This window comes from Streptomyces sp. NPDC021019, from assembly GCF_044333295.1.
Taxonomy (GTDB): domain Bacteria; phylum Actinomycetota; class Actinomycetes; order Streptomycetales; family Streptomycetaceae; genus Streptomyces.
In genome coordinates this window covers 1006878-1033780 of record NZ_JBIRQR010000001.1, presented here as the reverse complement: position 1 = coordinate 1033780, position 26903 = coordinate 1006878, and the positions used below count along the sequence as shown (strand labels likewise).

24 protein-coding genes and 1 pseudogene are annotated in these 26903 nt (G+C 73.5%); 11 read left to right on the top strand and 14 right to left on the bottom strand.

The genetic code is table 11. The features are described from left to right. Positions 1–153: 153 nt before the first annotated feature. Positions 154–3120 carry a BTAD domain-containing putative transcriptional regulator gene (locus ACH4RG_RS04820; protein WP_398539121.1) on the top strand — a complete coding sequence of 989 codons (2967 nt, stop codon included), beginning with the start codon at positions 154–156 and terminating at the stop codon, positions 3118–3120. A 189-nt stretch (positions 3121–3309) separates the two neighbouring features. Continuing rightward, complete coding sequence (locus tag ACH4RG_RS04815) at positions 3310–3471, top strand: hypothetical protein (RefSeq protein ID WP_397919677.1); 162 nt, start codon at positions 3310–3312, stop codon at positions 3469–3471. 130 nt (positions 3472–3601) lie between these two features. Here the strand turns inward: ACH4RG_RS04815 and ACH4RG_RS04810 are convergent, their stop codons facing one another. The 3 genes from ACH4RG_RS04810 to ACH4RG_RS04800 all read right to left on the bottom strand — a co-directional run bounded on the left by ACH4RG_RS04810 (position 3602) and on the right by ACH4RG_RS04800 (position 5918). Next, a complete protein-coding gene (locus ACH4RG_RS04810; protein WP_397927690.1) occupies positions 3602–3997 on the bottom strand; it encodes a PIN domain-containing protein in 396 nt (131 codons plus the stop codon). Further along, a complete protein-coding gene (locus ACH4RG_RS04805; RefSeq protein ID WP_397919673.1) occupies positions 3994–4275 on the bottom strand; it encodes a hypothetical protein in 282 nt (93 codons plus the stop codon). Before ACH4RG_RS04805 ends, ACH4RG_RS04810 begins: the two co-directional genes overlap by 4 nt. A gap of 89 nt (positions 4276–4364) precedes the next feature. After that, a complete protein-coding gene (locus tag ACH4RG_RS04800) occupies positions 4365–5918 on the bottom strand; it encodes a FadD3 family acyl-CoA ligase (RefSeq protein WP_397927834.1) in 1554 nt (517 codons plus the stop codon). 96 nt (positions 5919–6014) lie between these two features. Here ACH4RG_RS04800 and ACH4RG_RS04795 point away from each other — a divergent pair, with 96 nt between their 5' ends. From ACH4RG_RS04795 to ACH4RG_RS04785, 3 genes are read left to right on the top strand one after another with little or no spacing between them, the layout of a single operon-like run. Beyond that, a complete protein-coding gene (locus ACH4RG_RS04795) occupies positions 6015–7163 on the top strand; it encodes a lipid-transfer protein (RefSeq protein WP_397919671.1) in 1149 nt (382 codons plus the stop codon). A 4-nt stretch (positions 7164–7167) separates the two neighbouring features. Beyond that, positions 7168–7623, top strand: coding sequence for a Zn-ribbon domain-containing OB-fold protein (locus tag ACH4RG_RS04790; protein ID WP_397919669.1), 456 nt, complete (start codon positions 7168–7170; stop codon positions 7621–7623). A 4-nt stretch (positions 7624–7627) separates the two neighbouring features. Next, positions 7628–8404 carry an enoyl-CoA hydratase/isomerase family protein gene (locus ACH4RG_RS04785; RefSeq protein WP_397927688.1) on the top strand — a complete coding sequence of 259 codons (777 nt, stop codon included), beginning with the start codon at positions 7628–7630 and terminating at the stop codon, positions 8402–8404. 57 nt (positions 8405–8461) lie between these two features. Here ACH4RG_RS04785 and ACH4RG_RS04780 read toward each other — a convergent pair whose 3' ends face one another. Further along, positions 8462–8989, bottom strand: coding sequence for a hypothetical protein (locus tag ACH4RG_RS04780; RefSeq protein ID WP_397919665.1), 528 nt, complete (start codon positions 8987–8989; stop codon positions 8462–8464). A 207-nt stretch (positions 8990–9196) separates the two neighbouring features. On the opposite strand from ACH4RG_RS04780, the gene ACH4RG_RS04775 reads away from it, so the two are divergent. Beyond that, on the top strand, positions 9197–9877 hold the full coding sequence (locus ACH4RG_RS04775) for a hypothetical protein (RefSeq protein WP_398539120.1): 681 nt from the start codon (positions 9197–9199) through the stop codon (positions 9875–9877). A gap of 192 nt (positions 9878–10069) precedes the next feature. Here the strand turns inward: ACH4RG_RS04775 and ACH4RG_RS04770 are convergent, their stop codons facing one another. Together ACH4RG_RS04770 and ACH4RG_RS04765 are read right to left on the bottom strand one after the other, a co-directional pair. After that, on the bottom strand, positions 10070–12493 hold the full coding sequence (locus tag ACH4RG_RS04770) for a PQQ-binding-like beta-propeller repeat protein (RefSeq protein WP_397927684.1): 2424 nt from the start codon (positions 12491–12493) through the stop codon (positions 10070–10072). Positions 12494–12816: 323 nt separating this feature from the next. After that, complete coding sequence (locus tag ACH4RG_RS04765) at positions 12817–13626, bottom strand: VOC family protein (RefSeq protein WP_398539119.1); 810 nt, start codon at positions 13624–13626, stop codon at positions 12817–12819. 344 nt (positions 13627–13970) lie between these two features. Between ACH4RG_RS04765 and ACH4RG_RS04760 the strand changes: the two genes are divergently transcribed. Beyond that, complete coding sequence (locus ACH4RG_RS04760; RefSeq protein WP_397919657.1) at positions 13971–14618, top strand: TetR family transcriptional regulator; 648 nt, start codon at positions 13971–13973, stop codon at positions 14616–14618. A gap of 238 nt (positions 14619–14856) precedes the next feature. On the opposite strand, the gene ACH4RG_RS04755 is transcribed toward ACH4RG_RS04760, so the two are convergent. Further along, positions 14857–15342 carry a nitroreductase family deazaflavin-dependent oxidoreductase gene (locus tag ACH4RG_RS04755; protein WP_398539118.1) on the bottom strand — a complete coding sequence of 162 codons (486 nt, stop codon included), beginning with the start codon at positions 15340–15342 and terminating at the stop codon, positions 14857–14859. Continuing rightward, on the bottom strand, positions 15339–16550 hold the full coding sequence (locus ACH4RG_RS04750) for an acyl-CoA dehydrogenase family protein (protein WP_398539117.1): 1212 nt from the start codon (positions 16548–16550) through the stop codon (positions 15339–15341). The genes ACH4RG_RS04755 and ACH4RG_RS04750 overlap by 4 nt, the downstream gene beginning before the upstream one ends. Before the next feature lie 169 nt (positions 16551–16719). Here ACH4RG_RS04750 and ACH4RG_RS04745 point away from each other — a divergent pair, with 169 nt between their 5' ends. Next, complete coding sequence (locus ACH4RG_RS04745) at positions 16720–17949, top strand: thiolase C-terminal domain-containing protein (RefSeq protein ID WP_398539116.1); 1230 nt, start codon at positions 16720–16722, stop codon at positions 17947–17949. Positions 17950–17970: 21 nt separating this feature from the next. On the opposite strand, the gene ACH4RG_RS04740 is transcribed toward ACH4RG_RS04745, so the two are convergent. Then, entirely contained in the window at positions 17971–18615 is a 645-nt protein-coding gene (locus tag ACH4RG_RS04740; protein ID WP_397919650.1) for a hypothetical protein, read from the bottom strand. A 123-nt stretch (positions 18616–18738) separates the two neighbouring features. On the opposite strand from ACH4RG_RS04740, the gene ACH4RG_RS04735 reads away from it, so the two are divergent. The 3 genes from ACH4RG_RS04735 to ACH4RG_RS04725 all read left to right on the top strand — a co-directional run bounded on the left by ACH4RG_RS04735 (position 18739) and on the right by ACH4RG_RS04725 (position 21119). Beyond that, on the top strand, positions 18739–19419 hold the full coding sequence (locus ACH4RG_RS04735; RefSeq protein WP_397919648.1) for a pyridoxal 5'-phosphate synthase: 681 nt from the start codon (positions 18739–18741) through the stop codon (positions 19417–19419). A 155-nt stretch (positions 19420–19574) separates the two neighbouring features. Beyond that, positions 19575–20483, top strand: a complete 909-nt coding sequence (htpX, locus tag ACH4RG_RS04730; RefSeq protein ID WP_397919646.1) for a zinc metalloprotease HtpX — start codon at positions 19575–19577, stop codon at positions 20481–20483. 42 nt (positions 20484–20525) lie between these two features. Continuing rightward, positions 20526–21119: a hypothetical protein gene (locus ACH4RG_RS04725; protein WP_397919644.1), complete on the top strand. Its 594-nt coding sequence runs from the start codon at positions 20526–20528 to the stop codon at positions 21117–21119. Here the strand turns inward: ACH4RG_RS04725 and ACH4RG_RS04720 are convergent. The 5 genes and pseudogenes from ACH4RG_RS04720 to ACH4RG_RS04700 form a co-directional block, all read right to left on the bottom strand. Then, a pseudogene (locus ACH4RG_RS04720) lies at positions 21120–21332 on the bottom strand (DUF397 domain-containing protein). 167 nt (positions 21333–21499) lie between these two features. Then, entirely contained in the window at positions 21500–22171 is a 672-nt protein-coding gene (locus tag ACH4RG_RS04715) for a hypothetical protein (protein WP_397919642.1), read from the bottom strand. Next, positions 22168–25674: a CHAT domain-containing protein gene (locus ACH4RG_RS04710; RefSeq protein WP_398539115.1), complete on the bottom strand. Its 3507-nt coding sequence runs from the start codon at positions 25672–25674 to the stop codon at positions 22168–22170. Before ACH4RG_RS04710 ends, ACH4RG_RS04715 begins: the two co-directional genes overlap by 4 nt. Positions 25675–25816: 142 nt before the next feature. Continuing rightward, a complete protein-coding gene (locus ACH4RG_RS04705; RefSeq protein WP_397919638.1) occupies positions 25817–26248 on the bottom strand; it encodes a Zn-ribbon domain-containing OB-fold protein in 432 nt (143 codons plus the stop codon). Further along, on the bottom strand, positions 26245–26697 hold the full coding sequence (locus tag ACH4RG_RS04700) for a DoxX family protein (protein ID WP_397919636.1): 453 nt from the start codon (positions 26695–26697) through the stop codon (positions 26245–26247). Before ACH4RG_RS04700 ends, ACH4RG_RS04705 begins: the two co-directional genes overlap by 4 nt. Positions 26698–26903: the final 206 nt, after the last annotated feature.

The following is a 26903-nucleotide window of genomic DNA, read 5'->3' as shown; positions in this document are numbered from 1 at the left end:
AGACAAGGCAGACTGTTGAGCGCGATACCAGCGGTACCGCGCCATCCGGATGCATACCGCACTTCGACGCACGGGCGGACATACGGACACGGGCAGCACCGGCAGGATCCGCAGCCGAGCGGGACCGGCAGGCGAGCAGGACAGGGGGCATCAATGGACCGTGACAGCGGGCCACGCGTGCGCGTACCGGAGCAGCGAACTCCGGAGAAACCGGTTACGGCGGACGCCCTCAGGTTCACCGTGCTCGGCCCCGTACGGGCCTGGCGGGGCTCGGAGCTGCTCTCCTCCGGCTCGCCCCAGCAGCGCGCCCTGCTGGCCGCGCTGCTGCTGCGCGAGGGCCGGACGGCCACCGCGGGCGAGCTGATCGACGCGTTCTGGGGCGAGGACCCGCCCTCGCAGGCGCTGGCCACGATCCGGACGTACGCCTCGCGGCTGCGCAAGATCCTCGGCCAGGACACCCTGGTGAGCGAGTCCGGCGGCTATGCGATCCGGACCGACCGGGCGGCGCTCGACCTGACGCTGGCGCAGGACCTCGCGGCCGAGGCGGAGAAGGCCCGGGCGGCCGGTGACCGCGCCCAGGCGCGCACCCTGACGACCAAGGTGCTGGGCCTGTGGGACGGCGAGGCGCTGGCCTCGGTGCCGGGCCCGTACGCGGACAACCAGCGGACCCGGCTGGAGGAGTGGCGGCTCCAGCTCACCGAGGCGCGGCTCGACCTGGACCTGGAGGTCGGGTGCCACGCGGAGGCCGTCTCCGAGCTGACCGCGCTCACCGCCGCGCACCCGCTGCGCGAGAGGCTGCGCGAGCTGCTGATGGTGGCGCTGTACCGCAGCGGCCGGCAGGCCGAGGCCCTCGCGGTGTACGCGGACACCCGCCGCCTCCTCGCGGAGGAGCTGGGCGTCGACCCGCGCCCCGAACTGGCCCAGCTCCAGCAGCGCATCCTGCGCGCCGACGAGGAGCTGGCGCGCCCGGCGGACGAGCCGGCCCCCGCGCCCGCGCCGCTGAAGCCCGCGCAGCTTCCGGCCACGGTGCCGGACTTCACCGGCCGGTCCGCGTTCGTGTCCGAGCTGGGCAGCCGGCTGGCCACGGCCGGGAGTTCGGTGATGGCCGTCTCCGCGGTGGCCGGGATCGGCGGCGTCGGCAAGACGACGCTGGCGGTGCACGTCGCCCACCAGGCCCGTCGGTACTTCCCCGACGGGCAGCTCTACGTCGACCTCCAGGGCGCGGGGGCCCGGGCGGCCGAGCCGGAGACGGTCCTCGGCTCGTTCCTGCGGGCGCTCGGCACGGCGGACTCGGCGATCCCGGACACCCTGGACGAGCGGGCCGCGCTCTACCGCTCGACGCTGGACGGCCGCCGCATCCTGATCCTCCTCGACAACGCCCACGACGCCGCCCAGATCCGCCCGCTGCTGCCCGGTACGCCGGGGTGCGCGGCGCTGGTGACGAGCCGGGTGCGAATGGTGGACCTGGCCGGGGCGCATCTGGTGGACCTGGACGTGATGTCGCCCGAGGAGGCGCTCCAGCTCTTCACCCGGATCGTCGGCGCGGAGCGGGTCGGCGCGGAGCGCGAGGCGGCGCTGGACGTGGTGGCCGCGTGCGGCTTCCTGCCCCTGGCCATCCGCATCGCCGCCTCGCGCCTGGCGGCACGCCGCACCTGGACGGTCTCGGTCCTCGCCGCCAAGCTCGCGGACGAGCGCCGGCGCCTGGACGAGCTCCAGGCGGGCGACCTCGCGGTGAAGGCCACGTTCGAACTCGGCTACGGCCAGCTGGAACCGGTGCAGGCCCGCGCCTTCCGCCTCCTGGGCCTCGCGGACGGCCCGGACATCTCCCTGGCCGCGGCTGCCGCCCTGCTCGACCTGGACCCGCACGCGGCCGAGGACCTCCTGGAGGCCCTGGTCGACACGAGCCTGGTGGAGTCGGCCGCCCCGGGCCGCTACCGGTACCACGACCTGGTGCGCCTCTACGCGCGTGCGTGCGCCGAGCGGGACGAACAGCCTCCGGTGGAAAGGGAGCTGGCGTTGTCGCGGCTCCTGGACTTCTACCTGGCCACGGCCGCGGGGGTGTACGCGCTGGAGCGGCCGGGGGACCGGCTGGTGGATCACCTGGCGCCCGTCGACCGGCCGGGCCTGGTGTTCGAGCGGCGGGGCCCGGCGCTGGACTGGATCCACGCGGAGGCCGAGTGCATCCTGGCGTGCGCCCACCAGTCCACCGACTCGGCTTCCTTGCGCCGGGCGGCCGACCTCCTGCTCGCCGCGAAGGATCTACCCGAATCCGGGGCCAACTCCCGGCGGTACGAGCTGGCCGCTCAGGCGGTGCTCTCCGCCGCCGTTCGTACGGGCGATGTCCACACCGAGGGCAGGGCCCGTACGGCTCTCACGAATGTCTTTCACTTCGCGGGCCGGTTCGACGAGGCCGAGGAGGAGGCCGAGAAGGCCATGGCACTCTCCGAGGCCGACGAGGATCCGATCCCCGGCGGGTACGCGGCGAACACGCGGGGCTTCATCGCGGTCTACCAAGGCCGCTACGCGGAGGCGGAGAAGTACCTGCAGGTGGCGATCGCCAGTTTCAGGAACGACGACAACTGGCCGAGCGAGGCGAGCGCCCTCTGCAACCTGTCACGGGCGCAACTGGCCATGGGCCGGACGGACAGCGCGGTGACCCTGGCCCGGCAAGGGGTCGACATATACGACCGCCAGGGGCTGAGTCTGCGCCTGGCGAACGGGCGCTATGCCTTGGGCATCGCCCTCACCCAAGCGGGAGACCTGACCGACGCGCTCACCCAACTCACTGACGCACTGGACATCTTCCACGAGAGCCGTCAGCCGCTCTGGGAAGGAATGACCCACTTCCGACTGGCTGAACTGCACCTTCTCGCCGGCCGTCCGACGCAGGCTGCCGCACATGCCGAGCAGGCCATCGCACTCCGGGGTATCGGAGGGGAGTGGCGGCGGGCAACCGTGCTGACCGTCCTGGGAAAGGCTCTGAAGCTTCTGGGCCAGGTGGACCGGGGGCACGCGTGCTGGGTCGAGGCGCTGACGATCTTCGAGAACCACGGCTCGCAGGAAGCGGCGGAGGTTCGCGGCCTGCTGTCCCCCCTGGACGCGGACCAAAGGCGCCGCTGACAGGGCGTTCATCGTTCGTTTATCCCCCCACGGCACTCTCATCCCTAGGAATCCGTCGCGTCGGGGGGCAGACGGATCCTCCGGCGGCCGCGGCGTTAGATTAGGCGGCCCCAGCCCGTCCGGCGACCTCCGGGGGAGTCTCCGGACGGGCTTTCCGGCCTTGTCCGCTGATCCACGTTGGAGCGAACCATGAGCGACATCAGCAAGCCCACGATCAATCCGAAGCCTCTGGACGACCACATGTCCGGGGCGGACAAGGGTCTCGTGGGGCCCCAGGACGACCACATGTCCGGTGCCGACAAGAATGTCGCGAAGCCCCAGGACGACCACATGTCCGGAGAGCAGCCCTAGCCGACCGGGCGACAGGGAACTGCCGCGGCGACGCCGAGGGGGAGCCGCCGCGGTCGCGGTACGGGGGAATGTGTGAGGGGCCCGAGTCGGGGGAAGCGATCGGGCCCCTCCCGCATGTCCGGGACCGTGCCTACAGGCCGCGCAGCTGAACCCTCGGCCGGCACAGCTTCCCCAGGTCGTCCACGTCGGACGTGAAGAGCGCCGTCCGGCCCGGCTGCCGGTTCGCGATCGCGGCAAGCGCGGCGTCGACGGCGTACTTGTGGCCGTGCAGTCCGGCCTCGCGCAGTAGGCGGATCGCCTCGTCGGCGATGTCCTTGGTGACGGGTTCGACGACCACCCGTGCCATCGCCCAGCTCCACGCCGGCATGCGGATCTTGCCGTGATACGCCTCAATGAGCGTCATGGAACTGGTCGCCACCCGGATGCCCGACTGGTGGGCTTTCGTCAGGATGCCCGTGAACGTGCGATCCCGCAGCGCGATCCTGGAAAGCGCCTCACTGTCCAGGACGAAGCAGATGTCTTTCATCCGGCGGCAGCCGCCTGATCGCCACGGCCGTCGGCTTCCCGCTCCTCGAACCACCGCTCCATGTCGCGCAGCTCTGCGGCGGCCGCGGCCTGCTCCTCCTCGGTGAGCGGGCCGTCCTTCTCCTGCATCCAGGCGACCAGCTCCCCCAGCCGGTCATGCTCGCGCTGCCTCTCTATGGCCCGCGTGACATACGCGCTGAACGCGCCGGGGCCCACCTCGCTGCGGATCTCCTCCGCCAGCTCCTCCGGCAGGGTGACCGTGTACTTCTTGGTTGCCATACCCTTGACCATACCGCTGGCGGGCATTGCGACGCCCTCCGTCGTTCACCCCATCCAGCGACACCGAACAAACGCCCGCAATCCGAGATCTACCGCCCCCGCAGCTCCCCCTTCACCACCTTGCCGCTCGCGTTGCGCGGCAGCTCCGGGAGGAACTCCACCGCCCTCGGCACCTTGAAGTTCGCCATCTCGCGGCGGGACCAGGCGATCAGGTCGTCCGCAGTGAGCGTCGCGCCCCGGCGGCGGACCGCGTACGCCTTGCCGACCTCGCCGAGCCTCGGGTCCGGGACGCCGATGACCGCGACGTCGGCCACGTCCGGGTGGAGGCCGAGCAGCTGCTCTATCTCGGCCGGGTAGGCGTTGAAGCCGCCCACGATGAACATGTCCTTGATCCGGTCCGTGATCCGCAGGTTCCCCGCCGCGTCGAGGACGCCCACGTCGCCGGTGCGGAGCCAGCCGTCCTCGGTCATCGTGGCGGCCGTCGTGTCCGGGTCCTCGAAGTACCCGCTCATCACGTGGAAGCCGCGCACCTGGACCTCGCCCGGAGCACCCGGTTCCGCCAGGACGCGGAGCTCGGTGCCGGGGATCGCGCGGCCGGACGTGGTGGCCACGACCTCCGGCGCGTCGCCCCGGCGGCACATGGTGACGATGCCGCTCGCCTCGGAGAGGCCGTACGCGGTGAGGACCGTCGCGATGTGGAGTTCCTCGCGCAGGCGCTCCACCAGCTGGAGGGGTACCACCGCCGCGCCGGTGACGACCAGGCGGAGGGCCGAGAGGTCGTGCGCGTCGCGCGCCGGGTGGTCCAGGAGCGACTGGTGGAGGGTCGGCGGGCCGGGCAGGACCGAGATCCGCTCCGCCGCGATGTTCGCCAGAACCGTGTCCACGTTGAACACCGGCTGCGGCACCATCGTGGCCCCCCGCATGAGGCAGGCGATGATTCCCGCCTTGTAGCCGAAGGTGTGGAAGAAGGGGTTGACGATGAGGTAGCGGTCGCCTTCACGCAGGCCCGCCAGGTCGCTCCAGACCGCGTACGCGCGCAGCGTCTGCGCATGGGTGATCACCGCGCCCTTCGGGCGGCCCGTGGTGCCGGAGGTGTAGACGATGTCGGAGGGGTCCGAGGGGGAGACGCCGACGGCCCGTTCCCGTACGGCGGAGGACGGGACGCTCTCCCCCGCCGCCAGGAAGTCCGGCCAGCTCGTGTAGTCCTCGGGGGCCGTGTCCGCGAGGACCACCACCCGCTCCAGGTCCGGCAGTCCCACCTCCGCCCGCCGCAGCGACGCCACGTACGAGGTGCCCAGGAACGTGCCGGTGACGAACAGCAGCCTGCACCGGCTGCGCCGCAGGATGTACGCCGCCTCCGTGCCCTTGAAGCGGGTGTTCAGCGGGACCAGCACCGCGCCGGCCGTCACGGCCCCGAGCGCGGAGACGATCCAGTCCAGGGTGTTCGGGGCCCAGATCGCCACCCGGTCCCCCGGCTCCACGCCGGAGGCGAGGCACGCGGCCGCCGCGCGCTCCACCCGCTCGCCGAGCTCGGCGTACGAGAGCCGGGTACGGCCGTCGGCCACCGCCTCGACGGAGCCGTACCGCCGCGCCGCCGCCCGCACCAGCTCAGGGATGCTGCCCCACTCCTCGTCGCCCCGCATCACGCGCCCTCCCGCCGTCGCAGTAGCTGACTAACCGTCAGATTAGCGGTAGCCTCTGCGGCTGTCAGCAGGGGCGACGGTGCGGGAGGTCAGCGGATGGCAACGCTCAAGGACGCGACGGCGATAGCCGGGATCGGGCAGACGGCGTTCGCGAAACGGCTCCCCGAGTCGGAGAAGGCCCTCGCCTGCCGGGCGATCCTGGCGGCCCTCGACGACGCGGGCATCGCCCCCACCGAGGTCGACGGCTTCGCCTCGTACACGATGGAGGAGACCGACGAGGTGGAGGTCGCCAAGGCGATCGGCGCCGGGGACGTCACCTTCTTCTCCCAGGTCGGCTACGGCGGCGGCGGTTCCTGCGCCACGCTCGCCCACCTCGCCGCCGCCGTCGCCACCGGACAGGCGAGCGTCGGCGTGGCCTGGCGGTCGCGCAAACGCGGCTCCGGGCCCCGGCCGTGGAAGAACACCGCCGTCCAGCTCCCCACGCCCGCCCAGTGGACCCGTCCCTACGGGCTGCTGCGGCCCGCCGACGAGATCGGCATGCTGGCCCGGCGGTACATGCACGAGTACGGGGCCACTCGCGACCACCTCTTCAACGTGGCGCTCGCCTGCCGCAACCGGGCCAACCAGAACCCCGCCGCGATCATGTACGACCGCCCGCTGACCCGCGAGATGTACATGACCTCCCGCTGGATCAGCGAACCCCTCTGCCTCTTCGACAACTGCCTGGAGACCGACGGGGCGCTGGCCTGCGTGATCGTCTCCGCCGAACGGGCCCGCGACTGCCGGCGGAAGCCCGTCTACCTCCACTCCGTCGCCCAGGGGCTGCCCGCCCAGCACCACGGGATGGTCAACTACTGGAACGACGACCCGCTCACCGGCCCCGCCTGGACCGCCGCCCGACAGCTCTGGAAGCAGGCCGACTTCGGGCCCGGGGACGTCGATGTGGCCCAGATCTACGACGCGTTCACCCCGCTCGTCCCGCTCTCCCTGGAGGGCTACGGCTTCTGCGGGCGCGGCGAGGGCGGCGCGTTCACCGAGGGCGGGGCGCTGGAGAGCGGCGGGCGGCTTCCCGTCAACACCGGGGGCGGCGGGCTCAGCGAGGCGTACGTCCACGGCTTCAACCTCATCACCGAGGGCGTGAAACAACTGCGCGGCACCTCCACCGCCCAGGTGCCGGACGCCGCCACCTGCCTGGTCACCGCGGGCGAGGGCGTTCCGACGTCGGCCGTACTGCTGAGGAGTTGAGGACATGGCCGTGAACGATCCCCTCCTGCTTCCCGTCGCCGACGAGGACGGCGCACCCTTCTGGGAGTACACCGCCCGCGGCGAGCTCCGCGTCCAGGCCTGCGCCGCCCCCGCCTGTGGCGAACTGCGCTTCCCGCCCCGGCCCTGCTGCCCGCACTGCGGTTCGTTCGAGAGCGAGTGGCGGGAGATGAGCGGGCGCGGCCGGCTCTGGTCGTACGTGATCCCGCATCCGCCCCTGCTCCCCGCCTACGCCGAACAGGCCCCGTACAACGCGGTGCTGGTCGAGTTGGAGGACGCGCCGCGCATCCGGCTGGCCGGGAACGTCGTCGCCGCCCCGGACGCTCCGCTGAACTCGGTGGACCCGGCGCGGCTGCGGATCGGGGCTCCGGTGCGGGCCGTGTTCTGCCCGGCGGGACCCGGCGGCGGGATCACACTCGTCCGCTGGCTCCTGGAGCGGTGAGCAGATGGCCCTGCGCATCGAGCGGGACACGGAGGCCGGGGTCGCGCTCGTCACCCTGGACCGACCGGCGAAGCTCAACGCCATCGATCTGGAGACCGCCGAGGAACTCCGCGTGCTGTGGCGGGGGTTGCGGTACGACGAGTCGGTGCGGGCGGTCGTCCTCACCGGGGCCGGGACGCGTGCCTTCTGTACGGGGATCGACCGGGGCGTCACCGTGCCGCAGCCCCCGTCCCCGTACGCCGTCGACGATCCCCTCCTGCGGATCGGCCCCAAGGCGAACGACCTGTGGAAGCCCGTGGTCGCGGCGGTCGAGGGGATGGCCTGCGGCGGGGCGTTCTACCTGCTGGGTGAGGCGGAGTTCGTGGTCGCGTCCCGGGAGGCGACGTTCTTCGACCCGCACACCACGTACGGGATGGTCTCGGCGTACGAGGCCATCGCGATGGCCCAGCGGATGCCGTTCGGGGAGGTCGCCCGGATGTCCCTCATGGGCACGGGGGAACGGCTGAGCGCCGGGCGGGCGTACGCGATCGGCCTGGTCAGCGAGGTGACGGAGCCGGGCTGTGCGGTGGCGGCGGCGCTGCGGTCGGCGACGGTGATCGCCCGCTACCCGACGGAGGCGGTGCAGGGCACGGTCCGGGCGGTGTGGTCCGCGAAGGAGGCGGCCAGGACCCAGGCGATGTCCCAGGCCCCGGCGCTGATCGCCCTGGGCAGTCTGCCCCCGGAACGTCAGACGGAGCTGTTCGAGGGACGGGGCGGGGACGGGGAGCCCCGGGTGCGGTGAGCATCCTGGGCGTCCCCTGCCCCCGCCCTTGTCCGTCCCCTGCGGGCCGGAGCCGGGTCAGACCGCCTCGGCGGTCACGACGCAGCGCTTCACCCGGGACACCTTGCCGGGGCTCTCCATCCGCACCGTGAGGGTGTCCACCTCATCGACGTCGAGGATCGTGGTGGCCTCGGCCGTGTCCACGGTGTTGCCCAGGCCGTCGACGAACCGCACGTCGATCTCGTACGCCTGCGTGCCCGGGTAGTTCGACCGCACCTCGACCAGCGACGAGGTGACCGCCTTGCGCTTGCCCTTGCGCGGCACGGCGCAGCGGATCACCCGGACGGTGGGGGCGTCGGACGCGGTGGGCGTCGGGGTTCCGTAGGAGCCGGACGAGCCGGAGGACGAGGAGTCGTCGTAGTCCTCGTCGAAGTCGTTGTCGCGGTAGCCGTTGTTGCTCTTCTTCGAGCTGGAGCAACCGCCGCCGCCCGAGCTGCCGCTCTTGCCGCTCTTGCCCTTGCCGCCGCTGGAAGAGGTGGAGAACCCGGTGAGCGCGAGCACCACCACGACCAGAACCGCCGCAAGCTTCGTCTGTCGCCGCATCATGGATGCAGCCCCCCTTGAGTTTCGTTGCCGGTACGTCGCGCCGATGGCGTGCGTCGTCACCCTCAGCATGCCGCACGCGACCCCATGCCCAAGTCATGACCCTGTCACGGTCCCGTCATCGTCCGCATGGCGGGGGTGATCGTCCCGGCGTAGCGTCGGCTGCGGGGGGGGGTGCGTGTTCGCGGGACGACGCCCTGGAGGCCGACGATGATCCGCAACGTCCTCGGCTCCCTCGTCGCCCTGGCCGGGGCGGCCTCGGCCGTGCTGAGCCCGTTCCGCGACTGGTACGCCGGGCGGGCGGGGCAGGACTACCGGGTGGAGGACCTCTTCGGAGGCATCACCGCCGCGGAGTCCGGGGTGCTGGTCTCGATGCTGCTGCCGTTCCTCGCCACGGCGCTGCTGGTGATCGTGGGCGTGGTGCTCCGCTCGCGGCTCGTGGTCGCCTTCGCGGGTCTGGTGGTGCTGGGCTTCACGGTCCTGTGGATGGTCCGCCAGGGTCAGGCCGCGGGGTCGCTGGTGGTGGCCGGGGACGGGTCCGGGCTCCAGGTGGGCGTGGTGAACGCGTTGGCGGGCGGGCTGTTGATGGTGATCGGGGCGCTGCTGATGAGCGGTCGCGGCCGGCGTGGCCGGCGGAGCCGGCGGGAGCGGGAGCCGGTGGAGCCGTATGCCGCTCCGGCGGCGGATCAGGTGGACACCTGGCCGCCGACGCAGGAGCCGGGGATGTCCGTGCAGACGTCGCCGTGGCCGGAGCCGGAGGTGGACCCGTACACGGGGCCCGACCCGCGTGATCCCCGTACGCCGCCCTCTCCCCGGGCCCCGCATCCGGAGGACGATCCCCGGGACCCGGTACACCCGCCGCACCGCCCGCCGCCGCCTCCGCAGGGTTGACGGCCACCCCGTCGAGGGTTCCGTCCTCGAACGCCGGACGGGCTGGATCACCGCGGGGCCCACGCCCGTCCGCACGAGGGTTCCGTCCTCAAACGCCGGACGGGCTGGGTGTGCCGCCGGGGCCGGAAATCGAGCCCGTCCGGCGATTGAGGACGTCCCTGAGCCCGTCCGGCGTTGAGGACAGGACCCGGCTCAGGTCCGGGCCCTGTTCCCCGTGCCCGTTCCCTTCAGGGCGTCCAGCGCGTACACGCAGCGGTCCTTGCTGCAGGCGTAGACCACGCCCGCCTGCGCCACGGGCGATCCCGTGATCTCACCGCCGGTCGCGAGCTTCCAGCGCAGCTGGCCGCCCGCCGCGTCCAGGGTGTAGAGCACGTGGTCCGCCGAGCCGAAGTGGACCCGGCCGTCCGCCACCACCGGGGAGCCCACCACGTCGCCGCCCGCCGCGAAGCGCCACTTCGGGGTGCCGGTGACCGCGTCCAGGGTGTACAGCGCGCTGCCGCTGCCGACGTGCACGTTGCCCACCGCGACCAGCACCGGTTCGATGGAGGAGCGGGCCTCCGTGGCGATCCGCCAGCGGTCCTTGCCGGTCGTCGCGTCCAGCGCGTACACCGTGCCGAGGTAGTCCGCGAGGTACACCCCGCCGCCGGTCACCGCCGGGCCCGGCGCGAACGCGGGCGGGGAGAGGAAGACCGCGGGAGCCTCGAAGTGCCAGCGCACCCGGCCGGAGCCGGTCTCGACCGCCAGCACCCGGGTGCCCGCCGCGACGTAGACGTAGCCGTCGGGGGCCGGGGTGACCCGGACCGGGACACCGCCGCAGGAGGCCGCGTCGCCGATCGGGTACGACCAGCGCTCGATGCCCGTACGGGCGTCCAGCGCGCGCAGCCGGGCGTCCTGCCAGACGTACACCGTGCCGTCGTGGATGACCGGGCCGGCCTCCGCCGTCTCGAAGTCGCTCTGCGCGCCGGTGATCTCCCACAGCTTCTCGCCGTTGGACGCCTCCCAGCCCTGGACGCCGCCGCCCCGGGTCGCGGTCAGGACCGTGCCGCGGTCGGCCTTGAGGGCGTACACCCAGGCGTCGGTCGCCAGCCGCCACTGCTCGGCGCCGGTCGTGGCGTCCAGCGCGTACAGCGAGGGGCCGTCCGAGGCGTGGATCCGGCCGCCCTCGACGGCCATCGCCCAGGCCACGTCCCGGGTCTTGAACTGGCGCCGGCCGTTGCCCACGTCCAGCGCGTGGACCTCGAAGGACGTCACGTACAGCAGGTCGCCGGAGACGACGGGCGTGCCCCACACGTCGTTGGACATGCGGAAGCGCCAGGGCCGCCAGCGGTCGGGTACGGGCGCCGCGCCGTCCGGGGCGGGGCCCGGGGCCGGGACGGGGGCGGTGGGGGACGTGGCCGCCGGCGAACCGTTCGCTCCGGCGGGCGGCCGGACCCACCCGGTCGCGGCGGCCGGGTGCGCGGCGGCGGCCCCGCGCCCCTCCCCCGCACGCGGACCGGGGCCGATCGGCACCTTGGCGCCGGGCAGTTGGACGGGCCCGCCGTCGGCAGCGGCGGACGGGCCCGCGGCGGGGCCGGGCACGCCGGACAGCGGCGAGGGCGAGGACAGCGGGGAGGGCGAGCGCAGGTCCGCCCCGCTGCGCCAGGCGGTGTCCCGCTCCGGAGCCCTGGGGGGCTGCTGCGGTGGCGGCGGGGGCACCGCCGGGGCGGGCGGCGCGGTGCGCCCGCCGCCTCTGCGTCGCTCGATCATCGCGGTGGCCGAGGACGGCAGCCAGGCCGAGGCCGTGCCGCTGTCGTCGCTGCCGGAGGCGAAGAGGTGCGGGGCGAGCTGGGCCTGGAGGTCGGCGGGGCTCGGCCGCTGGGTGGCGTCCATCTGCATGCAGGACTCGATCAGCGGCCGCAGATCGTCGGGCAGCCCCTCGGTGTCGGGGCCCTCGCGCAGCAGCATGAACACCGTCTCGACCGGGTTGGCCCCGTGGAAGGGGGCGTGCCCGGTGGCGGCGAAGACGAGCGTGGAGCCCAGCGAGAAGATGTCGCTGGCCCCGGTGACGCTGCGGGAGTCCCGGGCCTGCTCGGGCGACATGTACGCGGGCGTGCCGACGGCGACGTTCGTCATGGTCAGCCGGGTGTTGGAGACGCCGGACGCGATGCCGAAGTCGATCACCCGGGGGCCGTCCTCGACGACGAGGACGTTGGACGGCTTCAGGTCGCGGTGGACGAGGCCCGCGCCGTGGATGGACTGGAGGGCCTCGGCGATGCCGGCGGCCAGCCAGCGCACCGCCTGGGTCGGCATGGGGCCGCACTCGTTCACTATCTCTTCGAGCGAGGGTGCGGGCACATAGGCGGTGGCGAGCCAGGGCACGGCGGCCCGCGGGTCGGCGTCGACCACGGCGGCGGTGTAGAACCCGCTGACCGCGCGGGCGGCCTCGACCTCGCGGGTGAAGCGGACCCGGAAGAGCTGGTCCTCGGCGAGCTCGGTCCGCACCGTCTTGATCGCCACCCGCCGGCCGGACGCCGACCGCGCGAGATAGACCAGCCCCATGCCGCCGGCCCCGAGCCGTCCCAGCACCTCGAACGGGCCGATCCGTCTCGGGTCGTGCTGCGTCAGCTGCTCCACCACTTGCCTGCCACCTCCCCGTAGACGGACCTCGGCGACGAAGTCCGCGAATTACCGCCCGGTCGAATCCCGCCCTGCGCAGCTCGCCCTGTGCAGGGTCTCACCACTGGGCATCACCTGGCGGTACGCACCCCGATTCTTCCTGGCCCGGGCCCCGGTTGCGAACCCGGGGGCGGATGGGGGTGTCTCATGTCACTTCGGGCGGTATCCCCCCACACCGGGGTGTGGAGAGGGGGCGGAGGGTGCGGTGGCCCGAGCTACGAAGGTGCGGAAGCCGGGGTTACGAGGGCGCGAGAACCGGGGTCACGACGGCGCGGAAGCCGGGGTCACGGACGCGGCTCGCCGGGCTCCAGCACCGCGAAGGCGGCCCCCTGGTCGTCGTGCAGCACGGCCATCCGCCCGGAGGGGATGTCGAAGGGCGGCTGGGCCACCCGGCCACCGAGCTGTACGGCGAGTTCGGCGGCGGCGTCGCAGTCGGCGACGGCGAAGTAGACGAGGAAGTAGCTCGGCATCTCGGCCGGGAACGCGTCCGTGATGACGCTGCGGCCGCCGACAGCGGTGTCCGGGCCCGGTTCGACGCCCCGGGGGGACCACATCCGGAAGTCGACCAGCGCCTCGGAGTCGCCGGAGACGTCGTGGCCCGCCTCGTCCAGGCCGGTGCCGTGGAAGCCGAAGACCTTCTCGTAGAAGGGGTCCACCGTGTCCGGCTGCCGGGTGTAGACCTCGGTCCAGCAGAAGGAGGCGGGCTCGTTCTGCTTCTCGAAGCCCGCGCGTTCCTCCGGCTGCCAGAGCCCGAAGACGGCGCCCCCGGGGTCGGCCGCCTGCGCCACGATCCCGGCGCGCCCCGCCCGTACGGGGTCGGTGATGATCTGGCCGCCGTGCTCGCGGATCGCGGCGACGGTGGCCCGGATGTCGTCGGTGGCGAAGTAGACGCCCCAGGCCGTGGGCATCCGGCCGTCCTTCTTGGCGGCGAGGCCGGCGACGAGGAGGCCGTCGCTGAGCGCGTCCGCGAAGGGCATGCCGTCGCCGGCCCGGAAGGTCCAGCCGAAGAGCCCGCCGTAGAAGCGCTTGCCCGCTTCGAGGTCGGAGAGCTGCACGTCCGCCCAGCACGGCGCGGAATGCGCGAATGCGGCCATGGGACCGGGTCCTTCCGTAGCAGTGACGCCCGTCACGGTCAACGTAACGTCGCGTCCGGCCCCGCGCGCCCTGGAGGCACCTAAAGGGAACCTTTGACCGATTGATGACGGGTGCGCTCACCATGTGGACGAAAGTTGTCCACCGAAGTTGTCCACAGGCTGTTGATAACATTTACTCCAGCTGCGACCCCGGCCTCACCCGGCCGCTCTCCGGGCTCCGGCGCCTCGCGCACGGCGGCTGAAAACCGCCGCTCGCCACCCCTGCGCACCCCGCCGGTCCTGCGACGTTCCCCATTTGCAGTCGGCCGAATCGCGCTCCCATCACCCCTCGGTAAGCTGACGGCATGACAGGACAAGTACGTACCGTCGACGGCCGCGTGGCCGGTCGACGCGGTCAGGCGACGCGGCAGAAGCTGCTCGACTGCCTCAGCGAGATGCTCAGCTCCTCGCCGTACCGGGACGTCAAAGTCATCGACGTCGCCCGGAAGGCCGGGACTTCACCCGCGACTTTCTACCAGTACTTCCCCGACGTGGAGGGCGCCGTCCTCGAAATCGCCGAGGAGGTCGCCAAGGAGGGCGCCGGACTGACCGAACTGGTCGCCGGACGCTCCTGGGTCGGCAAGGCCGGCTGGACCACCGCCGAACAACTCGTCGAGGGATTCCTCGACTTCTGGCGGCACAACGACGCGATCCTCCGCGTGATCGACCTCGGAGCGGCCGAGGGGGACAAACGGTTCTACAAGATCCGTATGAAGATCCTGAACTCGGTCACCAACTCCCTCACGGATTCCGTGAAGGAGCTCCAGAGCAAGGGCAAGGTCGACAAGGACGTCAGTCCGGCGGCGATGGCGGGCTCCCTGGTGGCGATGCTGGCCGCGGTCGCCTCGCACCAGAAGGGTTTCACCACCTGGGGTGTGAAGCAGGCCGAACTGCGTCCCAATCTCGCCCTGTTGCTGCACCTCGGCATCACCGGGAAGAAGCCGACGAAGTAAGCGGCCCGGGGCGCGGGAGGCCGACCGGCCCCGGACGCCCCACGCCACCGGGCGGGCACCCGCCCACCCGGACGCCACACGTCCTGTCTCACCGACGGCGGACCACCCACGCGCCCCTGCGGGTGGTCCGCCGTCGGCGTTCCCGGAGGAGGGGCCGCGCGGGAGGCCGCCCCGCCCGCCGCCGCCGCCGCCGCGCCCGCCGCTGCCGACCTGCCCGCCGCTACCACCGCTACCGCCTCTACCGCCTCTCCAGCCGGAACAGCCGGATCTGTCGCTCCAGCCGCCGCTGGTACGCCGCGTAGGGCGGCCAGAACACGAGTGCGGCCTCCCACACCCGCTCCCGGTCCTCGCCCTCCAGCAGGCTCGCGCGCACCGGGATGTCCCGGCCGCGCCAGTTGACGACGGCCTCGCCCCCGCGGGCCAGCAGGTTCGCGGTCCAGGCCGGGTGGCCCGGGCGCCCGAAGTTGCTGCCGACCAGGATCCAGCTGCCCTCCACCTCGCCCTCCGGCATGCAGGCCAGCGGCGTGGTCCTCGGCCGGCCCGTGCGCGCCCCCGGCACCGTGAGGACGAGGCCCGGCAGCATCCGGGCGCTGAGCAGCACCTTTCGCCGGGTGAGCCGGTGCACGGCCCGGTCCAGGGCGGGCACCACGAGCGGGGCGATCCGCCCGAAGGCGCGGGTCGAGGAGACCTTCTGGACCAGACGCGCACCGCGGGCGGCGGTCACCGGACGCCCGCCCCGGGTGCTGCGGCGAGCGGCATCCGACCGGTCCCGAAGAGTCCGGCCCGCCGCGCCGCGTGGTCGCGCAGCCGGTGGACCGGGCCGAAGAGCAGTTCGTCGCCCGCCGCCCGCTTCAGATACCGGTGCGCCTCGTGCTCCCAGGTGAAGCCGATGCCGCCGTGCAGCTGGACGGCCTCCCCGGTGGTGATCCGGGCGGCCTCCAGCGCCTGGGCGAGCGCGAGGGGCCCGGCCTCCGGGTCCCTCGCGGCGTGGTACGCGGCGGAGCGGGCCGCCTCGACGCGTACGTACAGGTCGGCGAGGCGGTGCTTGACGGCCTGGAACGAACCGACGGCCCTGCCGAACTGTTCGCGCGCCTTCACGTACTCCACGGTGCGCTCCAGCGCGCTCGCCGCCGTCCCGACCGCCTCGGCGGCGAGGATCGCGGCGGCCGTGCGTCCGGCGGCGGCGAGCGCGGTGGCCGCGTCGGCGGTGTCGTCCGCGCCGAGGAGCTCGGCCGGGGTGTCGCGCAGCTCGACGCGGGCCAGCGGGCGGGTCTCGTCGAGCGCGGTGAGCCGGGTGCGTGCCAGCCCCGCCGCTCCGGGGTCCACCAGGAACAGGAGCGTACGGCTGCGTGGGTAGCCCCCGGCGTGGGCGGCGACCAGGAGCAGCCCCGCGCTGTGACCGTCCAGGACCCGGTCGGCCTCCCCGTAGAGCCGTCGGCCGCCCCCCGCCCCGGGGCCGCGGGCCTGGATGCCGCCGGCCCGGCCGCCGCCCGCCCAGGCCCCGTCGGCGTTGTCGCCGGTGAGGCCGAGGGCGGTGGCGAGCGAGCCGCCGGGGACGGCGAGGGCGGCGGTCAGGGCTCCCCCGGCGATCCGGGGCAGCAGGGCGGCCCGCTGGTCCGGGGTGCCGAGGGCGGCGATCAGGGGTGCGGCGAGGGCGGCGGTGGAGAGCAGCGGCGAGGGCAGCAGCGCGCGCCCGGTCTCCTCACAGGCGAGGGCCAGCTCGGTGGCCGTGCACCCGGCCCCGCCGTACTCCTCCGCGAGGGCGAGCCCCGGCAGCCCGAGGTCTCCGGCCAGCCTGCGCCACAGGACCGGGTCGTAGCCCTCGGCGGTGCGGACGGCGGCGGGGATCGCGTCGGGGCCGGCGCTCCGGGCGAGCAGTTCGCGCAGGGTGCGGCGGATCTCGTGCTGTTCCGCGGTGAAGGCGGCGTCCATCTGCGGGCTCCTTCCACCCAGGGACCGACGGCCGGCCCCTGATCTGACGAGCCGTCATGTTAGGTGCGCGGTGCGGCGATTCCCAGGGTCCCGCACGCGCTGGGACCGCGGAAGCCGTCGCGCCCGAACGGTTGCGGCGGCCACGCCTATCTGATGTACCGTCAGATTTATGGCCTCAGCCCCGGTTTCCCCCGCCACGGCTCCCTACCCCTCCTCCTCCGCCCCGGCAACCCTCCGTCGGCCGCGCAAGGTCGCCGTCGTCGGCGTGGCGCTCGCGGACTGCGGCCGGGTCGACGACGCCACTCCGTACGCCCTGCACGCCCAGGCCGCTCGCCGCGCGCTCGCCGACTCCGGCCTCGACCGCTCGGTCGTCGACGGCTTCGCCTCGGCGGGGCTCGGGACGCTCGCCCCGGTGGAGGTCGCCGAGTATCTGGGGCTGCGGCCCACCTGGGTCGACTCCACGGCGGTGGGTGGCGCCACCTGGGAGGTGATGGCCGCCCACGCGGCGGACGCCATCGCCGCGGGCCGGGCCCGTGCCGTGCTCCTGGTGTACGGGTCGACGGCCCGGGCCGACATCAAGGCGGGCCGCCGCACGTCGAACCTGTCGTTCGGGGCGCGGGGGCCGGCGCAGTTCGAAGTGCCGTACGGGCACTCGCTGATCGCCAAGTACGCGATGGCCGCCCGCCGCCACATGCACGAGTACGGCACGACGTTGGAGCAGCTCGCCGAGGTGGCGGTGACGGCACGGGCGAACGCTGCCGCGAACCCGGAGGCGATGTTCCGGGGCCCGATCACGGTCGACGACGTCCTCTCCGGCCCGATGATCGCGGACCCGTTCACCAAGCTGCACTGCTGCATCCGCAGCGACGGGGGCTGCGCGGTGCTGCTGGCCGCCGAGGAGTACGTACCCGACACGGCGAAAAGGCCCGTCTGGATCCTGGGGACCGGGGAGCACGTCTCGCACTCCTCGATGTCGGAGTGGGAGGACTTCACGGTCTCGCCCGCCGCCGTCTCCGGCCGCCTGGCCTTCGAACGGGCCGGGGTGCGGCCCGCCGACATCGACCTGGCCGAGATCTACGACGCGTTCACGTACATGACGCTGGTGACCCTGGAGGACCTGGGCTTCTGCGCGAAGGGCGAGGGCGGCGCGTTCGTCGACAAGGGCCGCACGGGGCTGCGCGGCGAACTCCCGGTGAACACGGACGGCGGTGGCCTGTCCGCCTGCCACCCCGGGATGCGGGGGCTGTTCCTGCTGGTGGAGGCCGTACGCCAACTGCGCGGCGAGGCCGGCGAACGCCAGGTGCGCAAGGCCGGGGGCCGCCTCCCGGAGCTGGCGGTGGCGTCGGGGACGGGCGGCTGGTTCTGCTCGTCGGGGACGGTGGTGCTGGGGCGGGGGTGAGGGGGCGCGAGCGGGCGCCGCTCAATCGCCCCCGCACCCCTCAATCACCCCGCGCCCCGCCCCCCACGGGTCCTCGTCGCCGGCCCGATCCTCCGTGCCGAAGAAGTCGTCCGCCTCACGGCGCATCGCCGCACCGTCCACCCGCGAGTGCCCCTTCAGGAAGGCGCCCGCGTGGGCGGCGGCTTCCTCCGGCGTCGCGTACCGGACATCCGCGTCGGCCGCCCCCCGCGTCCCGTCCGCACCCACGCCGGCCCACCGCCAGCCGCCGGACGTGGGCTCCAGAGCCACCTCGGCCGTTCCGCCGCACAGTTCGACGGTCCGGTTCGTCGACGATCCCGGGGCCGCCGGGCGACTGACGGCTTCGGGCCACTTCTTCCGAGCGCCCTGCCGGGTGATACCCCATACGGACCCCAGCTGTTCATAGCTCGCGCCGTAGCTCCCGGCAGTGCCCGCCGCGGTCGCCGTCAACCGCTTCACCTCCGTGTCCACCACCTTCCACGCGGCCAGGACGGACAACGCCACCTCGACGGGCTCCGCCTCCCACTTGCGGTCCTCGGGAAGCCCCGACAGCCGGGAGCGGATGGCCGACGCGAGGGGGTCGAGGGCGTCGTAGAGCGCCTTGTCGAGCTCCACCTGTTCTTCCGGAGTGATCCCGAATGCAGTCATGTGACAACCATAGTTAACATTCGACGGTTCGTAAACTGTTGTTGTCGAGGCGCACGTTCGCGTGAGGCGCGGCGCCGCCCACCCCACTACCCCCTCACTGCCGGGACCGGATGGAATGGGCCCATGAGCGAAGCCGACTCCCCCACCCCGCCCCACTTCCGCGACCTCCTGCACGCCCAGCGCGTCTGGGACACCGAGCTGCCGTCCTTCGATCCGGCGTCGACCCCGCCCGCCCCGGCCCCCCTCTTCCACACCTGGTTCGCCGAGGCCGTCGCGGCGGGGCAGCCGGAGCCGCACGCGATGTCGCTGGCCACCGCCGACGCCGAGGGCCTTCCCGACGTACGCACGCTGCTCCTCCACGACGCCGACGAGCGCGGCTTCCACTTCGCCACCCACGCCACCAGCGCCAAGGGTCGCCAGCTCGCCGCCCGCCCGTACGCCGCGCTCGGCTTCTACTGGCCCGCGCAAGGTCGGCAGGTACGGGTCCGGGGCCCGGTCGTCCGCTGCACGCCCGCCGAGAGCCACGCCGACCTGCACGCCCGGTCCACCGGGGCGCTCGCCGCCGCGCTGACCGGGGCGCAGAGCGAGGTCGTGGACTCCGTGGCGGAGCTGCACCGGGCGGCGGACGCGGCCTGGGACCGGGCACGGGCGGAGCCGGACACGGAGGCTCCGACCTGGACCCGGTACGTGGTCGAGCCGGCCGAGGTCGAGTTCTTCCAGGGCGACGCCCGGCGCCGCCACATCCGGCTGCGCTACCGGCGCCAGGAGGCCGGCGGCTGGGCGCGCGAGCTGCTCTGGCCGTGAGCGGTGCGGGACTCCCGAGCCGGTCCGCCGCCGACCGGTGCTGGCGGCCCCAGACCGTTCCGTCCCCGACCGGTGCAGACCGCACGCTTATCCGGTTCTCACCGTAAAGGGGCACTATGGGAGGCAGGTGAGAGGTGAGCTGTTGGGAGGCACCGATGCCACGAGCCCGTTCGCGCTACGCCCCCGACCGGGGCCTGACCGGTCGCATGGTGACCACCATGTTCCTGATCGGCCTGCTCTACGTCGTCTTCGTGGGCGTGCTCCTCGCGGCCCTGCAAGGCTCCTGGCCGATCATCCTGGTCATCACGGGTGGCCTGTTCATCGCCCAGTTCTGGTTCAGCGACCGCATCGCCGCGTACGGCATGGGGGCCCGCGAGGTCACCCCCGAACAGGCCCCCGAGCTGCACGGCACCATCGACCGCATCTGCGCGCTGGCCGACATGCCCAAGCCCAAGGTCGCCATCGCCGAGAGCGACGTACCGAACGCGTTCGCCACCGGCCGCAGCGAGAGGACGGCCCTGGTCTGCGCGACGACGGGCCTCCTGCGCAGACTGGAGCCGGAGGAGCTGGAGGGGGTCCTCGCCCACGAGATGTCGCACGTCGCGCACCGGGACGTGGCCGTCATGACGATCGCCTCGTTCCTCGGGGTGCTGGCGGGCATCATCACCCGTATCGCCCTGTGGGGCGGCTTCGCCCGCAGCAGGCCGGGCAACGATCCGGCGGGCATCCTGCTCCTGCTGATCCCGCTGATCAGCGCCGTCGTGTACGCGATCAGCTTCCTGCTGACCCGGCTGCTCTCCCGCTACCGCGAGCTGTCCGCCGACCGGGCCGCCGCCCTGCTCACCGGCCGGCCCTCCGCGCTCGCCTCCGCCCTGACGAAGGTCAGCGGACAGATGGCCCGCATCCCGACGGAGGACCTGCGGAAGGCGGAGCCGTACAACGCGTTCTATTTCATCCCGGCGTTCTCCTCGAAGGAGAGCCTGGGCCGGCTGTTCTCCTCCCACCCGACGCTGGAACAGCGCCTGGACCAGCTGTCGCGCATCTCCACCGACCTGTCCCGCTGAGCGACGTGAAGCGACGTGAGGCGACGTTAAGGAGTTACGCCCGTGGGCCTGCTCGACGTGATCCTCGGCCGGAGCAAACCCGTCCGCCCCGACCTCGACCAGCTCTTCGCCGTCCCCTCGGCCGCTCTCACCCTTCAGGCCGCCACCGGCCTCACCCCGACCGGTCTGGGCTCGGTCTGCTTCGCAGGAGTGGAGGGCGGCGGCTTCGCGCGCCTCCAGGAGGACGTACGCGAACTGCTGGACGCGGACACGGAGCGCGGCGGCATCCCGGTGGAGTTCAGCCGGGACGCGTACGGCTACACCTGGCTGCTCGCCCGCCACCCGGCCGACGACTCGGCCGCCCTGATCAACGACCTCCACGCGGTGAACACCCTGCTCCAGGACGGCGGCTTCGGCCCGCACCTTCTCTGCTCGCTGATCGGTTTCCGGGGCGGAGGGGGCGCGGAGAGCCGGTCGCTGGCCCTGGTCTACCTCTACAAGCGCGGCACGTTCTATCCGTTCGCCCCGCTGCCCGGCGGTACCGAGAAGCGGGACAACCAGCTGGAGCTCCAGGTACGGGGAGCTCTCGGCGACGACCTCCGGGTGGAGAAGGACCTGTCCCGGTGGTTCCCGGTGTGGGGCGCGCCGGGGCTGTGATCAGCCGCTGACGGTGGTGGCGTGGTCCAGGAACGCGGTCCAGGCGGCCGGGGCGACGGCGAAGGCGGGCCCCTCGGTGACCTTGGAGTCGCGGACGTGGACGGTGGCGTAGTGGGGGCAGCTCGCGACGTGGGGGCAGGTGGCGACCTCCACGCAGGCGGCGCCCTCGTTGCTGCTTCAGCCGGACTTGTGCCAGTCGTTGGCGGCTTCGATGCACTCGCCGCCTTCCTTGTTGCTGTGACGAGTTCGTGGACGCGGAGCTGCTGCACGGGCTGGTGACGGCCCAGTTGGCCCCGGCGGCGGAGGAGGAGCGAGCACCGGACCGGGCGGGGCTCACGGCCCACGGGCTGAGGGGCTCACGGGCTCACGGGCTCACGGGCTCACGGGCTCAGCGTGATGCCGTGGCGTGCCGGCCCCAGGCTCGCCCGGTAGCGGCGAACGCCCCAGCTGCGGTGCTCCAGTTCGGCGGCGACCAGCACCTCCGCCGTGTTCACCGCACCGGGGACCAGCTCCACCAGGGCGGCCACCGGGTGGTCGCCCACCAGCGGCAGGCGGCGCAGACTGCGGAACTCCCACTGCGGGTCCGGCTGGGACGCCCCGTGGCCGCGCACGATCCACTCCTCCCGGCCGGGGCCCGCGTCCGGCTGCCGCTCGACGCCCACGTCCACGATGCCGGTGCTGACCGTGAAGCTGAGTCCGGTGCCGGGGCCGGCCGCCGCCGGGCGCGTGCGTTCGCCCGGGTCGATGAGCCGGGCCACCGGCCGTACAGCGGGGTCGGGGGTGGTGAGGGAGACCGCCAGGGAGGCGTGCCGGAAGACGCCCGGCGACTGCGGGGTCTCCGGACGGAAGGAGCACACCAGCAGCAGGTGGCGGTAGTCCCGCCCGGGTGTGCCGCGGACCTGGGCGAGCCAGTCGGCGGGGGCGCTCGGGTGGTCGGCGGGCAGCAGGTCCCAGCCGAAGGTGAGCCGGCCGCGCAGCGGTCCGTCCTCGGCCGGGGCTCCGAGGGTGCGCTCCGGCACCAGGGCGACATCGTGCAGCTGGACCTCGGTCATGTGCTGGCTCCCTTGCTCCGGCCCAGTAGAAAGGTGAACGCTCCCCAGTCCCGGTAGCGGGGGTGGCGGGCGCGGGTGGCGGTCTGCGCCGCGCGGAACGCGCGCTCAAGATCCTCTCCCGACGCGGCCCGCTGGTGCAGGCGGTGGTAGAAGTACGTGGCCGGTTCGGGGCGGACGGCCCACAGGCAGCCCACGACGGCCTGCACACCGGCGGTGATCAGGGCGGCCGGGACGCCGCGGATGTTGTCCGCCCGGTCGAACCGGCCCAGCGCCGACTCGCACGCGGCGAGCGTGACCAGGCGGACGCCGCTCAGGTCGAGTCCGAGGAAGTCGTGGGCGTGGAGCCGGCCGTCGTCGTCCTCGTCCGGGGTGAGGTAGAGGCAGTGCAGCCACGGGGCGTCCTGGTCCATCGTGCCGTGGACGGCGAGGTGGACCACGTCGGCCGTGGCGAGTTCGGCGAGCAGCGCGGCACGGGTGGCGGCCGGACCGGTCAGCACGGTCGCGCCGACCGCCGCGGCGACCGTCCTGGCGTGCTCCTCCAGCGCGGGTTCGGCGGGCAGGCCGTAGGGGACGCCGCCGTTGGCGGAGGCGAGGACCGCCGTCCGGCGGGGGCGTGCGGGGCCGGCGGCGGGGAGGAGCGCTTCGAGACCGGCGATGGTGGTGACGGTCCAGTCGTCGGCGATCACGCGGCCCCCGGCGGTGCAGAGCGCGACCGGCAGGTAGTGCAGTGCGCCGTGCGGCCAGAGCAGGAGCCGGTCCTTGCCCCGCGCCCGCCACGCGGCCCACCGGTCACCCGCGACGAGCGGGAGCTCGTGCCCCGTGAGCAGCCGGCGGCCCTCCGGTGTCACGTCGCCGAAGAGCGGGTCGCGTTCGACCTCCGTGCGGACCGCCTCGACCAGGTCGGCGACGGGGTGCCGGTCGGCGTAGGCCGCGGCCCGTTCCGGCCCGCCGTCGGCAAGGTCGCCGAGCTGCACGATGATCGCGCTGTCCTCCCGGGTGACGGCGAGCAGGACGGCCGCGCCGTTCACAGCGGTGGGCAGGAACCAGGTGAGCAGGACCGTGCGGTCGTCCAGCAGCTCCGCCGTACGCGCCCACAGGTGCGCGTCGTCCACGAACGCCGCCGATCGGCTGCGCAGTTCGTCGTCGATGAACGAGGAGATGCGGCGACGCAGGTTACGGGCGAACGCGTCGCGGTCGTCGCCGCCCCCGTCCCCATCCCCACCTCCGCCTTCGCCTCCGGGGCGGTGGTCGGCGTCCAGCACGTCGAGCAGGTTCGCCGTCGCACCGCCGGGGGCGGTGGGGCTCTCCAGGGCGCGGAGTTTCTCGACGTAGTTCCCGATGTGCGGGGGCGGGGCGAGCGGGCCGTCGATCCGGCGCCACGCGCCCGCCTCCGGGCCCTTGCCCGCCTGGTGGAGGCCGAGCATCAGCGCCACCGGCAAAGTCTCGATCTCGACGGTGAGTTGCCATACGGCGGAGTGGACGAGGTCGCGCAGCACCTCGCCGAGCGCCGGCGCTCCACTGGTGTCGAAGTTCGGGACGTCCACGATGATCGCGTACACGGCGTTCCTGAGGGCGTCGCCGCGCAGTCGCGGTATCTCCCGAATGACGGGCAGCAGGCAGGCCCGGGCCAGGTCCTGCTGACCCAGCGAGGCGTAGGAGAGAGCGGCGTACGTGCTGTGGCCCCACGGGAAGGGGACCACGTCGGAGACCGGCTCGCCCTGCTCCACGGCCAGGCGGTACAGGTCGGCCGTCAGGAGTCTGACCGCCGCGCTGTCGCCCGGTCCCGCCTGCCGCAGGAGGTCGGCGCCCAGCGCGGGCTGCCGCCGGTCGCGGGCGTGGGCGGCGGCGTGCAGCAGCGCGGCGGAGCGCCGGGCCGCCGGCCAGGACGCCGGGAAGGACCGTGGGACGGGGCCGCCGGGGGCCGGGCAGCCGGTGGGGTCGTCGGGGAGTGCGTGCAGCCGGGCCTCCGTCAGCTGCCGACGGTGCGCGGCGCCCCGGAGGAGGGAGAAGCTGTCGGCCCAGTCCAGTGCGGCCCGGAGCAGCGGCCGGTCGGCGCGTTCCCGGGCGAGGCTGACGCCCTGGTCGACGGTGCGGGCGGTGACGGCACCGCCGTGCGCGGCGAGGAACGCCTCCGCGTCCGAGCCGAACACGTTCTCGCGTACGGCGTCGACGAGCGTGTCGGGCACGTCGTCGGCCACCGACCGGAGCAGAAACAGCAGCAGGTCCGGCGGAGCGGCCCCGGGCGCCTCGTACAGCGCGGCGAACGCGGACCGCGCGGTCTCCTGGTCCACGCCTCCGTCCTCCGCGAGCACCTGGGCCAGCGCGGCCAGGATCGCCGGACGCAGCGCGCTGCCCGGGCCGCGCTCCCGGTCGTCCGACTCGGCCGCCCGTAGCAGCAGTTGGCCCGCCTCCGCGCGCATCCGCGCGTCGAACCGCATCGGCCGCTCGCCGTCGGGCCACGACCGGTGCGACGGAGAACGGTACAGGTCGGCGGCGAGCTGGGCGGTCCGTACGGTCCACTCCTCACCGGCGTACCCGTCGCCGCCCCGGTCCTCCGGCCCCCGTACCGCCAGCCGCAGTCTGGCGGCCGCCAGGAGGGCCGCCGCCAGGTCCGGGGAGCCCTCCAGCTCCGCGACGAGGCGGCCCGCCACCGTGTCGGCCTCCTCGAAGACCGAGCGATCGCACCGCTGCGCCAGAACCGGCGCCGCGCTCTCGACCGTACGCAGGGCCGCCTGCCGCCAGGTGGACTCCGCCCCGCACTCCTCGGCGACCTCGGCCACCAGCCGCCAGTAGAGGTGGAGGACGTCGGCGGGTGCTTCGCGGCTCCGGGACGCCTCTGCGGTCAGCGCGTCCAGCATCGCCTCGGCGGTCAGCCCGTGCGCCTTCTCCAGCTCCCGCAGCAGTCCGCGCCGCGTCCGTTCCATCCCCCGGGCCCGCAGCTTGGCCGCGTCGAGGGACAGCACCCGGTCCCCGACGTGGAGCGCCAGTTCCAGCAGGACGGACACCGGGTCGAGGACGTAGGTGACGGTGGGCGGACCGGCCGCGGCGTGGCCGGGCGGTCCGAACCGCACCCGGCCGGCGCAGACCATTCCCCGCCGCGTCTCGTCGGCCAGCACGTCGGCCATGCCGACCGCGGTCGGCAGCACGTGGGACACCACCAGGACGAGCGAGCCGGCGCCGACGGCCGTCTCCAGCCAGCCGGGCGGCAGGTCCAGGCCGAGGTCGTACGCCAGCTCCAGGCCGCCGGGGCCGAAGACGGCGAAGACGCCCGCCGTGTCCCGATGGACGCACCACCGTGCGTCGGCGGCGTCCGCGAACGGCAGTTCGTCCAGCGAGGTGAGCACGGCCAGCCCGCGCGCGTAGGCCCGGGTGAACAGGCTTCCGCCGGGACCGGCCCCGGTGAACGGGCTGAGCCCCGCCTGCCCGACCGCCAGCCCGGCGTGCCGGACTCCGTCCACCTCCGCCAGGAACGCCCAGCCCGTGACATCCCCCGACCGTCGCACGCCGCCCCCCTCGCACCCGCGGATCATGGCCCCCGCGCCACCTTTCCACAGGCGGCGGGCACGGGCCGACCGTTTCGGCGGGAATCCGGCCGCCCCGGCCTCTCCCGGACGTCGCGGCCTCTCCCGGACGTCGCGGAGCCGGTCAGCCGCAGGGCCGGAACACCGCCACGGCCCCCCCGCCCTCGCCCTCCGCACCCCGGAACGTGACCGTCAGCCCCATCCCGATCCGGAGGCCGTCGTGCGCGCAATCCACGACCTCCGTCATCATCCGGGGGCCCTCGGCGAGGTCGACGACGGCCGCGACGTACGGGACGCGGGAGCCGAAGGGCGGCAGGTCGTTACGGTGGACGACGGACCAGGTGTAGAGGGTCGCCTCTCCGCTCGCGCGCTCCCACCCGACGTCCTCGCTCCAGCAGTACGGGCAGAACTCGCGCGGGTAGTGATGGACCCGGCCGCACCCGCCGCAGCGGCGCAGGAGCAGGTGCCCCTCCGCCGCCGCGTCCCAGTAGGGGCGAGTGAAGGCGTCCGGCTCGGGGAGGTCGAAGCGCGGGGCCGTCGCGCGCTGCCGGGTCACGGGAACAGTCCGAGGGCGGAGTCCAGGGACCAGGTCTGCCAGGCCATCGCGAACAGGGCCACCAAGGAGATCAGCGCCATCATGGCGTTCTGTCCCTGCTCGGCCCAGTCGTGGATCATCAGGACCAGGTAGAGCAGGTTGAGGAGAAGCCCCGCGACGAGGGCGACCGGCGTCAGGAATCCCGTCACCAGGCCCAGGCCCAGGGCCAGTTCCGCATGGACGACGATGTACGCCATCACCTTCGGGCGCGGTTCGACGACCCGCCGGAAGCCCGTGCGCACCGCGCCCCAGCGATGCTTGCCCGCGACGTCCGCCGCCCAGGCGATGCCCGTGCCGCGCTCGAACCAGCCCTTCTTGTCCTTGTGCCGCCAGCTCTCCAGCCACCACAGGCCGAGGCCTATGCGCAGGACCGCGAGCCATTCCGCGCCGCTGAGCCAGATCGTCTGCATCGGGCCTCCGGAGAAAGGTTTCTGACGGTACGTCAGTTCAGCGGATTCGAGGGCCCGGCGCAAGGGGGAGGAGGCGTGGCACGTGCCGGGAGCACGTGAAGGCGCCGCTCGACGTCGGCGGCGGGCCTGCGGCGCGGGAGGCCCGCCGCCGGGATTCCGAGACGTAGAACGTCGTAGATCCGGCCACCGGACCCCCACGGCGTTTC